15 protein-coding genes and 1 riboswitch are annotated in these 15893 nt (G+C 37.2%); of the genes, 9 read left to right on the top strand and 6 right to left on the bottom strand.

What is annotated here, in order from left to right; all coding sequences use genetic code 11:
* Window positions 1–34: 34 nt before the first annotated feature.
* The 3 genes from BN1082_RS17385 to atpB are packed head-to-tail and all read right to left on the bottom strand — an operon-like array spanning window position 35 to window position 2146.
* Window positions 35–1006: an AtpZ/AtpI family protein gene (locus BN1082_RS17385; protein ID WP_090636293.1), complete on the bottom strand. Its 972-nt coding sequence runs from the start codon at window positions 1004–1006 to the stop codon at window positions 35–37.
* Between the two features lie 4 nt (window positions 1007–1010).
* Entirely contained in the window at window positions 1011–1406 is a 396-nt protein-coding gene (locus BN1082_RS17380; protein WP_176699846.1) for a F0F1 ATP synthase subunit B, read from the bottom strand.
* 17 nt (window positions 1407–1423) lie between these two features.
* Window positions 1424–2146: a F0F1 ATP synthase subunit A gene (atpB, locus tag BN1082_RS17375; protein ID WP_090636289.1), complete on the bottom strand. Its 723-nt coding sequence runs from the start codon at window positions 2144–2146 to the stop codon at window positions 1424–1426.
* Between the two features lie 338 nt (window positions 2147–2484).
* Between atpB and BN1082_RS17370 the strand changes: the two genes are divergently transcribed.
* The 3 genes from BN1082_RS17370 to BN1082_RS17360 all read left to right on the top strand — a co-directional run bounded on the left by BN1082_RS17370 (window position 2485) and on the right by BN1082_RS17360 (window position 4508).
* On the top strand, window positions 2485–3018 hold the full coding sequence (locus BN1082_RS17370) for a hypothetical protein (RefSeq protein ID WP_090636288.1): 534 nt from the start codon (window positions 2485–2487) through the stop codon (window positions 3016–3018).
* 169 nt (window positions 3019–3187) lie between these two features.
* Window positions 3188–3889, top strand: coding sequence for a response regulator transcription factor (locus BN1082_RS17365; protein ID WP_090636285.1), 702 nt, complete (start codon window positions 3188–3190; stop codon window positions 3887–3889).
* A gap of 322 nt (window positions 3890–4211) precedes the next feature.
* Window positions 4212–4508, top strand: a complete 297-nt coding sequence (locus tag BN1082_RS17360) for a hypothetical protein (RefSeq protein WP_090636283.1) — start codon at window positions 4212–4214, stop codon at window positions 4506–4508.
* Window positions 4509–4669: 161 nt separating this feature from the next.
* Here BN1082_RS17360 and BN1082_RS17355 read toward each other — a convergent pair whose 3' ends face one another.
* The 3 genes from BN1082_RS17355 to BN1082_RS17345 all read right to left on the bottom strand — a co-directional run bounded on the left by BN1082_RS17355 (window position 4670) and on the right by BN1082_RS17345 (window position 8466).
* On the bottom strand, window positions 4670–6022 hold the full coding sequence (locus tag BN1082_RS17355) for a hemolysin family protein (RefSeq protein WP_090636280.1): 1353 nt from the start codon (window positions 6020–6022) through the stop codon (window positions 4670–4672).
* A gap of 388 nt (window positions 6023–6410) precedes the next feature.
* Window positions 6411–7718, bottom strand: coding sequence for a hemolysin family protein (locus BN1082_RS17350; RefSeq protein ID WP_090636277.1), 1308 nt, complete (start codon window positions 7716–7718; stop codon window positions 6411–6413).
* A gap of 193 nt (window positions 7719–7911) precedes the next feature.
* Complete coding sequence (locus tag BN1082_RS17345; RefSeq protein WP_090636274.1) at window positions 7912–8466, bottom strand: GNAT family N-acetyltransferase; 555 nt, start codon at window positions 8464–8466, stop codon at window positions 7912–7914.
* Between the two features lie 144 nt (window positions 8467–8610).
* A riboswitch (TPP riboswitch) is annotated at window positions 8611–8718 on the top strand.
* Window positions 8719–8837: 119 nt separating this feature from the next.
* Between BN1082_RS17345 and thiT the strand changes: the two genes are divergently transcribed.
* From thiT to BN1082_RS17315, 6 genes are all read left to right on the top strand, one after another.
* Window positions 8838–9413, top strand: a complete 576-nt coding sequence (gene thiT / locus BN1082_RS17340) for an energy-coupled thiamine transporter ThiT (RefSeq protein WP_090636272.1) — start codon at window positions 8838–8840, stop codon at window positions 9411–9413.
* 549 nt (window positions 9414–9962) lie between these two features.
* Window positions 9963–10187, top strand: a complete 225-nt coding sequence (locus BN1082_RS17335; protein WP_090636269.1) for a FeoA family protein — start codon at window positions 9963–9965, stop codon at window positions 10185–10187.
* Entirely contained in the window at window positions 10187–12190 is a 2004-nt protein-coding gene (gene feoB / locus BN1082_RS17330; RefSeq protein ID WP_090636266.1) for a ferrous iron transport protein B, read from the top strand. Before BN1082_RS17335 ends, feoB begins: the two co-directional genes overlap by 1 nt.
* Before the next feature lie 23 nt (window positions 12191–12213).
* Entirely contained in the window at window positions 12214–12369 is a 156-nt protein-coding gene (locus BN1082_RS17325; RefSeq protein WP_090636264.1) for a FeoB-associated Cys-rich membrane protein, read from the top strand.
* A 373-nt stretch (window positions 12370–12742) separates the two neighbouring features.
* Complete coding sequence (locus BN1082_RS17320; protein ID WP_090636261.1) at window positions 12743–13201, top strand: helix-turn-helix transcriptional regulator; 459 nt, start codon at window positions 12743–12745, stop codon at window positions 13199–13201.
* Window positions 13202–13572: 371 nt separating this feature from the next.
* The gene (locus BN1082_RS17315) at window positions 13573–15660 is read left to right on the top strand and encodes a transglycosylase domain-containing protein (RefSeq protein WP_090636259.1); all 2088 of its coding nucleotides are present in this window, start codon (window positions 13573–13575) and stop codon (window positions 15658–15660) included.
* Window positions 15661–15893: the final 233 nt, after the last annotated feature.

The raw sequence follows: 15893 nt of genomic DNA, 5'->3' as shown, positions 1-15893 counted from the left end.
TCAAGTATAGCGCTAGATATAAATTCATCTCTTTTTAAGAGTTTCCTAATTTTTTTCTCGGTTTTATATGGGTAACTAGTCCATCTAAGTCGGTAATATAAAATTGGACTTCCGGGTGAGCGGAAAGATAATGACTGTGAATTAATTGGTAATAATTTACTCTCTGATGTGGATCAAATTTTAGCATCGGATATTCCTTATGTTCCTTAACATATTGATCGACGGCTTTTTGAACCATATCCATTTCAACAGGAATTTTCTTTTCATTTTCCTCGAATAAATCATATGTTTCTTTTGACATGTAAAATTTTTTTGAAGGAACACCCTTCAGAATATGAGCTAGTTGCTTGAAATCGATGCTATTGTCTTCCTGAACAAGAATAGTCCGGTAAACACCCTTTGGCAAATTATCGGAAAACTCTCTAATCGCTTTCCGTACTTGGTCGATTGTGAGGTCAATAACTGGATGTTGTTTCACCTCCTGTTGATCATTTTTCGAAGTATGTCTTGGAAACTCTTTTTCTTTTTTGTTTTCCTCAGGGCTTTTTACGTATTTCTGTATCATTGTAAAACCGGTTAATCCGCCAATTCCAATTCCTAAAAATGTACCTAGTAATGTAAATACAGGATAAAAACTATAACGGACATCTAAAGTGGTTCCAATTTTATAACCAGCCAAAACACAAAGAGCAATAGCAATGCCCACTACTAGATGCATTGAAAGAGCTCTCAAAAGAAAATTTGTAAATTCTATCCAATTTCTGTTAGAAGTATTTTGTTCTTTCATTAAATATTTGTCAACCTCTTTCTTTATTGCTTCATTCACGCCATTTTCTTTAAAAAAGCCTTCTAGTAACTCCTGTTTAGACTTCTCTTCATTTATTAAAATACAGGCAGTTTTTTCAATTGCTCCTTTTGTATAATGAACATAAATCCATTTATCCTCTATCCTCAATTCTAAATTCTCAGTAACCCTTCCATGGTATTTAATAAATGTCTGTTTCATAATCCTATGCCCCCTTATTATGACCTTTAGGATCAAATGATTGGGAACGAACAAATAATGCATCTTCTTTTGCTTCTTTTAGAATTTTTTTAGCCTCTACCTTTGCAGCTTTAATAATCCGTTCAGCTTCAGTTTCACTGTGGCTTAATATCTCTCTAGCTTCCTTTCTAGCTTTTTTAAGAGTAAAATTACTTGCTTCAAGATTTTTTTCAGCTTCATGCTTATACATTTCCGCTGTTTTAAGCTGATTTTCAATATGATTCTTTCTAGTAGCAATGACATTTACTAGTTTCTTTAGTGCAAATTTCTTCAAGAGTAATGTAAGGACTGTAAAAATAAATGCCTGATAAATCATTGTTCCAAGTGAAATTGGTAAGCCCAATATCGTAAAGTCACCCAAAGTAGTCATCTCCTATTCTACCCTACATTTGATAACCTACGGCCAATATAGAACATAGTGAGTGCAACAAAAATATAAGCCTGAATGACACCTATAAAGATACAGAAACCTTGCCAGATTAACAATGGCATTGAAGCAAAAAAAGCTGCTAAAATTCCCTTATTTACCGCACTTGCTAGAATAGCAAGCATAACTTCACCTGCAAATATATTACCAAATAAGCGAAGTCCTAATGTTAAAGTAGTCGATAATTCCTCTAAAATATTTATAGCAAATAGGGCTTTAAAGGGTTTAAAATAGCTTGAAAAATAGTGTTTGAAACCATGCAGTCGAACATCGATGAAATGTGTATAGGCCATAATCATGATGGCTAATGTCATGGTAACATGAGCATCTGCCGTAGGAGATTTCCACCATAATACAGGATTTTCACCGGTTGAAATGATGGCGAGGGGGACCCCTAATAGATTTCCAATTAGTAGGTACATTAGTAGAGAAACCCCCGTAGCGAGAATAAATAAATGATTAGTTGAACCCATTGAGGTATGCATGATTCCCTGGACAAACTCGACAATCCATTCCATAATATTTTGCCATTTATTTTTTGTGGAAAGTGAAATTTTACGTGTAGAGAGGCAGGCAAAGAGGAAAACAATAAGAGCAGTAACAGTGGTAGTCAAAAGCACTGACAAATCAAACGTTACATGAAAGAAAACAACCTGTGGCCTCGAATATTCCATGGTGTCCAACCCCTTTCATTGTAGGTAGGAATCCTGAAAAATTCTTTGTTGGATATTATAGAAAATTAGTTTTAGTTCAATTTTATTATACACCATAATCTTACATCATTGTAATATATTTCACATATTATTCTCAATTTTTAGAATTAGACAATTAGCATGGTGAGAAATATTAATAGTATGAGTTCCTTTGTTTTGAGATTAATACCGTTTACCAAATATAGGGTAAATTCTATTAAATATAAAAATTTTTATTATTTGAAACCTTTTTGCTCTTCAATCGTCTTAGTATATGTTGTAGAATAAGGAAGAAAAATAGAGAAATAGGGGGAAAAATGATGAAGAAAATCTTAATGGTGGCGACTGCTTTAACTGTGGCAATTGGTTTATCTGCCTGTTCAAGCAAGGATACAGCCAAAACAGACAACAAAGAGACCAAAGAGGCAGCTGCTCCTAAAGAAACAGATGTTAAGAAGCCTTTAGTAAAGTTCTACATGGACCTTGGTCAGGAAATCAACGATCGAGATGTTGATCTAAATACATATGAAACAAAAGCAGCCAAAGCAGCTGCAGATCCAACGGTTAAAATTACTCCTGAGATGAAGACAAAAGCTAGTACAGCTTCAGCAGCAGTTGCTGCTGAATTGAATAAAATTCAAATTCCTGCAGAATTAAAGGATCAAAAGTCTGACTTAGAAGCGGCAGTTAAGGATATTGCAGCTTCCTATCAAATGAAAGCGGACGAATTGAAAAAGGATTCTCCTTCTATGGATGCGGCTAATGCCAGCTTCACAAAAGGGCAAGATGAGCTTGGAAAAGTATTTGAAAGTGTGAAACTATTAAAACCAGACTTATCTAAGCAAGTGAATTAAAGTTTTAAGAATGACACTTTATAAATTAAAGAACAAGCCATTTAAACTTACTGGGCTTGTTCTTTTTTTACAAACTTTTAAAAAGGAATTACAAAATAAAAAAAATATAGCCTTTTGTAGCAAAATTGAGTAAATTGGTCTTAAGAATAATATAGGGGCCGGTGAAAGAATGAATATTTTAGTGATAGAGGATAATGAAAGTGTCTGCTCGATGCTGGAAATGTTTTTTATAAAGGAAGGTTATAAGGGAGAATTTGTCCATAATGGATTGGAGGGCTATGACCGCTATCGCAGTGGGGAATGGGATGTGCTCATCATTGATTGGATGCTACCAGGAATGGACGGGGTAAGTTTGTGTAAGAAAATTAGAGAGATAAGCAATGTTCCCATCATCCTATTAACGGCAAAGGATAGTGAATCCGATCAGGTTTTAGGGCTAGAAATGGGAGCGGATGATTATGTGACAAAGCCTTTTAGTCCGCTTACATTAATGGCAAGGATTAAAGCTGTTTCAAGAAGATTTCACCAGGACCTAAAAAGTCACGAAGGACATTTCCTCGAAACAGAGCATTTCAAGATTAGCAAGGAAACTAGAGAGGTTTTCTTTAATGGAGAGAAGGTTTATAATTTAACCCCAAAGGAGTTTGATTTATTATACTTCTTTATTCAAAATCATCGACAGGTATTTTCTCGGGAGCAATTGCTTGATAAGGTTTGGGGATATCAGTTTTATGGCGATGAGCGGACAGTCGATGTGCATGTAAAGCGGTTAAGGAAAAAAATTGGATCGTTGGAGCAGCCATTTATACATACTATCTGGGGTATTGGTTATAAATTTGATGAAACCAATCCAAAGGTTGAAAGCTATTGATATATGAAAGAAAGGTATCCTTGAAAAAATTGAAGGATACCTTTTTCATCATTTTAGACTTTTCAAATAATGGTATAATTTTTTATTAACTTAAGAATAGAAAGTTTATATCAAAGGTATAACATTTAAGAGGAATTTCCTATGAACATGTTATCTGATAACGGTCAATTATAATTGAATAAAAAAATGCTTATATTATTGCTAAAAAATTCTCATATATTTATAAGATCAATTCCCCGTTGTTGCTTATTTTGTAACATATTTAATGTGCTAGTAATGCTAAAATCTAAAATAAAGAGAAAAACGAAAGGGTGTTTTGACGATGGAACAAAAACTTGAGAAATTATCCGAAAATGTTAATGATATCAAAACTCTAATTCAAGAATTAAATAAAACTTTAGAAAATATTGAAGGAAGACTTTCGGGATTAGTCAAAGTAGATAGCATTGAACATAGGGTTGCTGTCAATCAAATTGATTTGTCTGATATTAAAGACGCCCTTGAGCGTATTGAAGAAACACAAAGAAATGAAATTCAACATATCAACCGTCGTCTTGATACCCACTTAGTTAAGCTAGCAAAAGCCGAAGAGGAAATAATGTTATTAAGAACGAAATGAAAGGGGACGAAAATACAATAAATTTTTTTTATGATGGAAAAAAAACAGACCGGTTAGGGTCTGCTTTTATAAAAAGAAAGTAAATTCAACTTCGAGAATTGTCAAGCTCAAGGCCCCTAGCGAAGTCCATTTGTCGCTAGGGGCCTTGAGCTTTTCTTAGTTTATGATAGAACTTCTGATTTTGTTATGGCAATCTGCTGAATAATGGCCTCGCCATTCGTAGCATTTTTCGTTACTTCGATATATTTAATATGATGCTCTTCCATGTCAAGGATTTTAAAGGTGAAGTTTTCGTAATGAAGAAGGTCGCCTTCCTTCGCCTCATAGTTTTCAGTTAGGAACCATCCGCCAATAGTATCAACATCTTCATCATTAATTACAATGTCAAGCAAATCGTTGACTTCACTGACTAAAACTTTGGCATCAATAATGTAGTGGTTATCCTTAATTTTACGAATCATCGGGATTTCATCCATATCAAATTCATCACGAATTTCCCCAACAATTTCCTCTAGAATATCTTCAGCAGTAACAAGGCCGGATGTCCCACCATATTCATCCATAAGTAACGCCATGTGAACCTGATCTTTTTGCATTTTTACAAGCAAATCATGGATGGGAATCGTTTCTATAACTCTTATAATGGGTCTAGTATAGTTTTCTAGAGTCTTAGTTGAAAGGTTTTCATTGCCGATTAAATCGGTCATCACTTCTTTTATATTAACGAGACCAATGATATGGTCTTTGTCACCATCTATAATAGGGTACCTTGTGAACTTTTCTTCACGTAAAACTTGTAGAAAGGTTTCTAATGTATCATCCTTGGACAAGGACACCATTTCGGTTCTTGGTACCATGACTTCTTTTGCAATTCGATTATCAAACTCAAAAATTTTATTTACATACTTAAACTCAGATTGGTTAATTTCACCACTTCTATAGCTTTCAGATAGGATAATTCGAAGTTCATCCTCAGTATGGGCTATTTCATTTTCCAAAACCGGTTTTACCCCAAAGAATCTTGCTGTAACACGCGCTGACCCATTAAGAACCCAAATAATAGGGTACATAATCTTATAAAAAAGGATTAGCGGTCGGGACATCACAAGGGCAATGGCTTCCGCTTTCTGGATAGCAAGTGTTTTTGGTGCAAGCTCTCCAACTACAACGTGTAAAAAGGTAATGGCAGCAAATGCACAACCAATAGATAATATCTGGGTAATACTTTCAGGGATGTGCAATCCGATGAAAAGTGGACGAAGCAGCCTTTCAAATGTCGATTCCCCTAACCAACCTAAACCAAGGGCTGTAATGGTAATTCCCAGCTGACAGGCAGATAAATATTCATCCAGATTCGAAATAACCTTTTTGACTGAAATAGCACTCGAACTTCCTTCTTCGATTAACTGATCAATTCTTGAACTGCGAATTTTGACAATCGCAAATTCTGAAGCAACAAAAAAACCAGTTAAAGCAATCAAAATGGCTATAGTCACCACGTTAAATATGTCCAAATAAGTTTCCTTATCTCGTTATTAGACGAGTAAGGTGTCACCTCCCGGTATGATAAAAAAATTTACTTATAAAATAGAATTCTTGTAATTTAAATGACTTTATTTCTAATTCATTACCAGTCTGGTAGCCCCACTAAACCACCTCAACAATTTATAAATATTAACAATAATTATAGAGAATTAAAACTCTGCAGTCAAACGTATCCATTTTCACACTACATTTTATGGAAGATGAATGGTTTATATGATAAAAAGGTGGAATATTCGTAAAATTAGACAATATGAAGAGGATGCCCAAAAGGGTCTGATCTCTCATTCAACATTCGATATATTGTCGCTAATTATGAAAGTTCAGCAATATATTGAGGTTGAGAAATCTGACACATTGTTATAGGACATCCTTTTCCTTTTTTTGGACATCAATGTAGAGGATATGATGTCCTTCGATTTCATTTATTTTAAAAATATACCCTTCTTGTTCAATTGTATCTCCTGTATGTACATCAAATTTTTGTGTTAAAAACCATCCGGCAATTGTATCTACGTCTTCCAATTCAAGAGATGTTCCTAAAAGATCATTTACTTCCCCAATCAGGACCTTTCCATCTAAGATATAATGACCTTCGGCTTTTTTCTGAATAAGTGGCAATTCATCAAGATCAAATTCATCACGAATTTCACCAACAATTTCTTCTAGAATATCCTCCACGGTTACAATTCCTGCCGTTCCACCGTATTCGTCCGATAATATTGCCATATGGGACCGATTTTTTTGGAGCTTTACCAATAATTCTTGGATTGGAATGGTTTCAATGACATGGATCACTGGTTTAATATAAGATTTAAGCAGATTTTCTCCACTGCATTTCTGTTGAATACAATCCGTTAAAACTTCTTTAATATTGACAATCCCTAAAATATTGTCTTTGTCACCATCAATTACTGGATAGCGGGTATATTTTTCTTCTTGCACGGTTTCGATGATCTCGTCCATCGTTGCCTCTTTTGAAAGCGTGATAACTTCTGTACGTGGTACCATAATTTCCTTAGCTACACGGTTATCAAATTCAAAAATTCGATTGACATAGCTATACTCTGATTGATTTATTTCGCCACTCTCATAGCTTTGGGAAAGAATCATCCTCAGTTCCTCCTCAGACATAACCATCTCATTATCTGAAACGGGCTTATAACCGAAAAGGCCGGTTACAAAACGTGCTGAACGATTCAGAGCCCAAATGAACGGGTACATCACTGTATAAAACAAATGGAGGGCGGGTGCAAAATTTAACAGGATTTCCTCCGCCTTTTGAATGGCAATTGTTTTTGGAGCTAATTCTCCAATTACTACATTAAAAAAAGTAATGATAAGGAAAGCAATAATAAAGGAAAGAATTTGTTCAAGCGATATCGGCAAGTGCAGTCTTGCAAAAATAGGGTCTAGCATCTGCCGAATGGTCGGCTCTCCCTTCCATCCGAGAATTAAGGATGTAATTGTAATCCCAACCTGAGTAGCGGACAGGTAGCCATCTAAATTAGCCAACATCTTTTTCGCTGCTTCTGCTTTCTTGTTCCCTTCTAAAATTAATTGATCAATCCTTGTTGTACGAACCTTTACCATGGCAAATTCAGATGCAACAAAAAATGCGGTAAAGGCAATTAAAATAATAATACTGAATACGTTCATCCAAAGCATGTCTGGCCTTACAATTGTAAGGCGCCACCTCACTTACTAAAAATCTCTTCTTAACATTATAACCTCTAATTTCCTATTCTACTTTAAGGATACATTGAAATTTTGTAAAAATTTTTTTAACCATTTCATCATAACAAAAAAAACTGCCAAAAGGCAGTGAACGTGATTGTATAAGGCCAGGAGATAAAATGCTCTACCTGAAATACATTCCTTTCCAATCGCGAGCCAGTATGCCATAAATGATGATGTCATGGAAACGCCCATATAATTCCTCACCATCTCTAATTTTTCCTTCTTTTACAAATCTTAATCTCTCCGGAATTGCACGGCTTTTTTTGTTATACTCGCCGCAGCGAATTTCAACTCGATTTAAACCTAATTGGAAAAATGCATAATTTATCAATGCACTAACGGAGCGTGTCATTACCCCATGACCTTCGGCTTTTCTTGCGAGATAGTAACCGATGCTTGTTGATTTGTTATGCCAATCTATCTGCTGAATTGCAATAGAACCAACAAGTTCACCTTTATAAAGGATGCCGGTTGTTATTCCATTATTTTCTGCAAATTGTCTCAGCCACAAAGGAATGACAGCCTCAAATTGACTGGGGGAGTTCATGTCATCTACCCATGGCAGCCAGCTGCGTAAATGCTCACGATTCTTTTCAACAAGCTGAAAGAGCTCAATAGCATGGTGGGGCTGGAATAAGTATAGCTTAATTTCTTCATCAACCTTTAAAGTAAACATAGATCGCTTCTCCTGAAACATTTTTTTATACAGCATATGCAGGCTCTGTATAGATGGGAAACGAAAAATGTACCCAATATGAGGTTGCTTCTTCTTGTATTAGAAATCAAACAATAGTATATTGGTCTTGGATATCAAAAAGAATACTTCCACAAGGGGAGCCGCTTTTAAGGCTGAGAGTGAACGATGATAAGTTCTGACCCTTTGAACCTGTTAGTTAACGCTAACGTAGGGATGTGGTTTGCCGGATAGATAAGCAATGCAGACAGCCTTATAGCGTTCTGTATTGCTTTTTTGTTTTTCGGCTTATGTTGCTTCACATGGAAGCATTCGTCGATTTCTAGAGAAGAAACAAATAGGGGGAAACGGTTTTGAACCAAAAGAAAAGTAACACCTTGTTTATCGTTGAGGTCGCCATCTTTACAGCTTTAGCGTTTTTATTGGATTACCTCGCCAATATTTTATCATTCAAAATTTGGCCGCAGGGAGGGTCCATTTCCATTGCAATGGTGCCAATTTTTATCATGGCCTTTCGTTGGGGAGTTAAAGGTGGAGTATTATCTGGCTTTTTATTAGGATTATTGCAATTTATTCTTGGATTTTCACAAATTTATACCATTGTTCAAGGGATTATCGACTATTTTTTCGCATTTACTGCAGTTGGTCTGGCAGGCGTCTTTGCTGCTAAAGTGAAAAACGCTGTAAATGAAAATAAAAAAGGCAAATGGATGTCATATGTTGTTCTCGGTACTTTTTTAGGAAGTGCGCTACGATATATAAGCCACTTTATTTCAGGAGTTGCATTTTTTGGTTCCTATGCTCCAAAGGGCCAGCCAGTAGCGGTTTACTCCCTTCTTTATAATGGAACGTTTATGCTTCCAAGTTTTATACTCAGTACCATTGTTGTCATTCTTGTGATTAGTGCTGCACCGAAAAAAATGATTTAATCTCCTAAGAGGATGTCCAAAAACTAAGTGTAAGACCTCAATCTACAATGTATAGCTGATCTTTGTATATATTGAATGAAACGCTAGAGGTCAAATCATTTAGGGACATCCTCTATTTTATTTATAGTTTTGTTAATAGAAATCACATATTTAGAATTATTCTGTTCTCTTAGGTGGACGATCTCCTGTTTTTTACCTCTATTCGTGAACTTAGAAGGTGTCTACGTGGACGATTTCCTGTTTTCGACCGCTTCCCGTGAACGTAGAAGATGTCTACGTGAATGATTTCCTGTTTTCGACCGTTTTTCTTGAACGTAGAAGGCATCTTCTATGCACCTAGGCCACTTTTATGTGTTCAGATTCCTCTTTCCATACCCTTATCGTGCACTTATTGACCTTCAACTTGTATAATTTCCTCATTACTGACACTATTCTTCTTAAATTCGTAGTTTTGTCAAAATTTATACTACATTTTCAATGATTTAATGTTAGAATACTAATATAGAAAGAGAATCATTCTCAATTAACATAAACAAAAGGGTGATATTCATGCAAGGTTTGTTGAAAGCGGGAGGAAAAGGAAAAATAATTGACATTTCTCATGTTGGTCACCTTGTGCAAAGAAGGTTGCTTGATTTAGGGATTACAGAAGGCTCTGAAGTATGTGTAAAATGCGTGATGCCATTTGGTGGTCCCGTCATGATCGAATCCTGTGGACAGTGTGTTGGTATTCGCCGTAAAGAAGCAGTTCAGATTGAGGTGGAAAAAATATAATGGAAATCGCTCTTATCGGTAATCCGAATACTGGAAAGACTTCATTGTTCAATAATCTAACAGGTTCCTATGAGTATGTTGGTAACTGGAGCGGTGTAACAGTTGAAAAGAAAGTAGGAGTTTTCAAAAATAATATTGGTAGATTAATTGATTTGCCGGGAATTTATACCCTTAACCCTCTCTCAAAGGATGAAGGAGTTGTTACTTCATTCTTTTTAAATGAATCGGTTGATCGTTTACTTAATATATTGGATGCTTCACAATTGGAACGCAATTTGCATTTAACTCTTCAATTGCTAGAATATGAAAAGCCAGTACTTATTGGTTTAAATATGATTGATGTGGCAAATAAACGTGGTATCCAAATAGATGTGAAAAAGTTTTCTGAAACACTTGGAGTTCCGGTTGTTCCTGTTGTGGCAAGAAGTGGTAAAGGCTGTGATATGCTTGTTGATGTGATATCGACAAAATCCCTTCAGCCAAGCAAAAAGAATCTTGTTTATTATGGGCAAGAAGTGGAGGCGGCTATTTCGGAAATTACCGAAATAATAGCCGGTATTACGGAACAATCTACACGTTTTCTTGCGATTCAATATATAGAAGGAAACGAATATGTGAAAAATTATTTAGCTCAGATGGCTGATTCTGAAAAGCTAAATGATATCTGTGCACATCTTGAATTAACATTAAAGCAGGAGTACAACATAAAATCTTTAGCAAGCTTTATTTATTTAAAACGAAAAGAAGTAATTGAAAAAATCATTTCGGATGTCTTACTAAAAAATGATGCGGTTATTCCGCTAACTGAAAAAATTGACGCCATTGTTACCAATCGAGTTCTAGGAATGCCGATTTTCCTGTTATTGATGTTTTTTATGTTTAAACTGACATTTGATTGGCTTGGGACCCCAATATCAGATGCCTTGGACGCATTTTTAACAGGCCCTGTTACAGCTCTCTTTGAAAATATTTTAACGGCAATCCATGCCTCGGAATTTATTCATGCGTTAATTATAAATGGTTTAGTAGCAGGGGTTGGCGGTGTGCTAGTTTTTGTACCGCAAATCTTTATTCTTTTCTTCTTTATTTCATTATTAGAGGATTCGGGATATATGGCTCGAGTTGCTTTGGTAATGGACCGGATTATGGAATCGGTTGGTTTAAACGGGAAAGCCTTTATTCCAATGATGATTGGTTTTGGTTGCAATGTACCTGGTATTATGGCAGCCAGAACAATTGAAACACCAAGAGAACGCCTTGTAACCATTTTACTGACGCCGTTAATGTCCTGTTCAGCGCGTCTGCCAGTATATGCATTGTTTGTTGGAGCGTTTTTTGCCGGTCATAAGGCTCCGATCGTACTTAGTTTGTATGTTCTTGGAATTGTTGTTGCTTTAATCTTGGCAAAGATTTTTTCTTCAACCTTACTAAAATCAGAAACATCGCTATTCGTGATTGAACTCCCGCCATATCGTATTCCGCAATTCCAGTCCCTATGGCGGAGCACTTGGGATAAGGGGAAAGGCTTCGTTAGAAAAGCTGGTACCTTCATCTTCGCCGGTTCCGTGTTTATTTGGCTGTTATCGTATGCGGGACCAGGTGGTTTGAAGGTAGATATGGATCACAGCTATTTAGCGGCAATCGGAAATGTCATCGCACCGCTGTTTGCACCAATTGGTTTTGGTACTTGGCAAGCGGTAGCATCACTCATTACTGGTTTCTTAGCAAAAGAGTCGATTATCTCGACAATGAATATCATCTATTTTGTTCCCCAATCTGCCAGTCTTCAAGGCATATTGGCCCATTATTATACACCGCTTGCAGCATATAGCTTCATGGTTTTCATACTATTGTATATTCCATGCTTAGCAACAACTGCAACTATTTACAAAGAAACAGGCTCTAAAAAGTGGACGGCTTTTTCGATTGTTTATGCACTAGCCATCGCCTATATCTTATCATTTATTATCTTCCAAGGAGGCAAGCTTATCGGGCTTTCCTAATTACTTAAAAGAGGTGGAACATTATGATTGCCAGTATTGTGATTGGTGTAGCTATTTTTGGATATGCAACCTGGGCTCTCGTAAGGTTTATTAATAAATCAAAAAAAGGAAAATGCGCTGCCTGTGAACTTAAGAAGTCATGTGATAGTGGGTGCGGTTTTCCCACCAAAAGCGAGTAAGTAAAATGTAAAACTGCTATTTCTAAGAGATTAGCAGTTTTTCTTTTTTTAAAATAGGGCTATGTTAAAGCTCATTGTTGATTTAACCATTATGTTGATTGGAGCGGAAGGAGCTCGACTCCTCGAAATTCTATCGCATTTCCTTCGTGCGTGGGCGGATTCAAGGATGTAATTACAATGTCCTGCGGGAGTACGGGGCAGGGGTGGCCCCGCAGTCGCAGGTAGCGCCGAGGAGGCTCCCCGGACCGCCACTGGAGCGGAAATCAACAGGCAATTTTAACAGAGTCTTTAAATAAAAAACCTATTGCTTTTAAATTAGGGGAAACTTGTGTAAAATTACACTAGATGCTATTTGAAGGAAGTGCTTATTTAAGTGAACAGAGATGAAATTATCATTATCGTTTCTGACAAGCTTCGGTTGATAAGAACAGAGGCGGGTTATACTCAAGATAAAATGGCAGATATCATTGGTGTGTCAAAGAAAACCCTTGTGCAAATAGAGAAAGGGAGAGTTCTTGCCAATTGGGCAACCGTTGTATCGATTGTTGCACTTTTTCGTGAAACAGAAACAGTCCAATTTTTATTTGGAAATGAACCGCTTGAAGTATTGGAAACGGTCGCTCGTGAAGGAATCGATTATCGTAAAATGAAAACGCTTGGCGGGCGTGTTTGGTGGAAGGCTATTCATACAAAAAACGGCTTTATTCTTCAGCAAAATATTTTAAGTAAGCATTTTCGCATCCTGGATGAAAAACATTATCGCATCTTTAGCAGCTTTGATGAAAAGCTTGCGAAGCTACGGTTTAAAGAATTAACAAAAACTAATCTCTAAGTAATAAAAATGACGGGTTTCCGTCTTTTTATTTTGGCTGTGTTAAAGGTCATTGTTGATTTTTTAAACTATGTTGATTGGAGCGGAAGGCACGAGATCCTCGAAAATGCTATCGCATTTCCTTCGTGCGGTGAGGATTCATGGAAGCTTATTCAACGTCCTGCGAGAGTACGGGGTAGGGGATACCCCACAGGCGCTTAAGCGCCGAGGAGGCTCTCCGGAACGCCCGCGGATGCTCGCTACTTGAGCGCAAATCAACAGGCAAGTTTAACACAGCCTTTAGTTTGAAAAACACCCGACATAAATTCGGACGTACTTTCGAAGTTTATATGCATGAACATCAAGATATGTGTCATTTTTTGGGAGGTACTATGGAAAGACAAGCTTTCAGTAGAGTTTTGAAAAATAGGAAAAAAAGGCTAAAAATAATTGCTTTGTCATTAGCCCTGATCGTTTTTGGATTATTTGGGGTATTCCTTGTTTTTTTTCAAAATGCTGATATATCAAAACTAAAGACCGATTTGCCGCAAGCTACTGTGTTTTATGATATGCATGGCAAAGAAGCTAGTAAAATTTCTGCGAGTAAAAATGAAGGTGTGTCCATCAAGGAGATTCCAAACTCGATGAAAAACGCTGTCGTAGCTATTGAGGATCACAGGTTTTATCAGCATCATGGCGTAGATATTATTGGCACGTCAAGAGCGCTTTTCTATGATTTAAAAGCTGGCGGGAAGGCTGAAGGCGGGAGTACGATTACCCAGCAGCTGGCAAAAAATGCGCTCCTTACATCTGATAAAACGTTAAAACGAAAGATAAATGAAATGTTTTTAGCGATGAAAATAGAAAGAGAATATTCGAAACAAGAGATTCTGCAAATGTATTTAAACCAAATTTATTTTGGGGATGGAGCTTGGGGGATTAAACAAGCGGCCAGCAAGTACTTTGGCAAAGATGTGAAGGATTTAACCATTAGTGAATCTGCTTTGCTTGCTGGTCTAATCCAAGCACCATCTGCATTAAATCCATATGAGCATATGGGAAAAGCTGTAGAGCGGCGTAATCTTGTTTTAAAAAATATGAATGAGCAAGGCTTTATTACAAAGGAGCAATATGATCAGGCCAAAAATGAGAAGGTGAGTCTTAATGATAAAGGGGACGATCCGTTCCGTGGGAAATATCCATATTATGTGGATCAAGTAATTGATGAAGCCATCAATAAATACGGCCTATCGCAGGATGAATTATTAACCGGTGGCTATAAAATCTATACTGAACTTGATCCGAACATGCAATCTTCGATGGAAAAAACGTACCAAAACGATACGCTATTCCCTAAAGGACAAGATCAATTGGTCCAAAGTGGCGGTGTTTTAGTTGATCCAAAGACAGGAGGAGTGAGGGCACTTGTTGGAGGAAGAGGAGAACATGTCTTTAGAGGATACAACCGGGCTTCGCAATTACAGGCACAGCCGGGGTCTTCCATTAAACCGATTGTTGTCTATACGCCAGCACTCGAGGATGGCTGGAAAATAACAGATATGTTGAAGGACGAGCCTATGAAATTCGGAGACTATCAGCCTAGTAATTACGATCATCGCTATGATGGAGAAGTTCCTATGTATGATGCTGTCAAAGACTCGAAAAACGTTCCTGCCGTATGGCTTTTAAATCAAATTGGGATTAATAAAGGTCTTGATGCAGCCAAAAGGTTTGGGATTCCGTTAGATAAAGCTGACAATAATTTAGCGATTGCCCTTGGCGGATTGCATAAAGGTGTTTCCCCGATGACAATGGCGGAAGCCTATACGGTTTTTCCGAACAAAGGATACAGGACAGAAACGCATGTCATTCGCAAGATTGTTGATTCAGATGGAAAGGTAGTCGCTGAATGGAAGGATAAAAAAATACGGGTTACAACGAAGGCAGTTACTGATGATATTAATACGATGCTGCTTGGGGTAGTTGAACAAGGATCTGGTAAAGGTGCCCAAATACCTGGCAGGGAGATTGCAGGTAAAACAGGGACAACCCAGGTTCCAATTCAAGGAGTAGATGGAGTAAAAGACCAATGGTTTGTCGGGTACACTCCGCAATTAGTAGGGGCAATTTGGGTTGGTTATGACAAGACCGATTCGACTCATTATTTAACCACAACAAGTGGTGAGGGAGCAGCGTATGTTTTTCGTGATGTCATGAAGGGTGCCTTAAAAAACACCCCTGCTGAAAGTTTTCATGTTCCTCATATTTCTAGCTTGATTGATCAAAGAAACATTGATGAGAATCAGGGAAATCAAAATGATATTCTCGGTAACTTTAATAATCAAGTAAATAAGTGGGAAGAAAAATGGAATAAAGATTTGGAAAAATGGAAGAAGAAGTCAAACGGAAAAGGAAACGGAAAAGGAAAAGGAGACGAAAACGGAAACGGAGACGGAAACGGAGACGGAAACGGAGATTGATCAGAGAGGATGTCCCTTAACAAAGGCTCTAACACTTTGCCTAGGGTCATCCTTTTTTGAAAGGCTGTGTTAAAGGTCATTGTTGATTTTTAAAACTATGTTGATTGGAGTGGAAGGCGCGAGACTCCTGCGGGAGTACGGGGCAGGGGAGACCCCACAGGCGCCTAAGCGCCGAGGAGGCTCCCCGGAACGCCCGCGGAAAGCGAAGCGCCTGGAACGCAAATCAACAGGCA

The sequence above is a fragment of the Neobacillus massiliamazoniensis genome, assembly GCF_001048695.1.
Classification (GTDB): domain Bacteria; phylum Bacillota; class Bacilli; order Bacillales; family Cytobacillaceae; genus Neobacillus; species Neobacillus massiliamazoniensis.
Note: the sequence above shows the minus strand (reverse complement) of the source record. Positions and strands in the feature narration are given on the sequence as shown.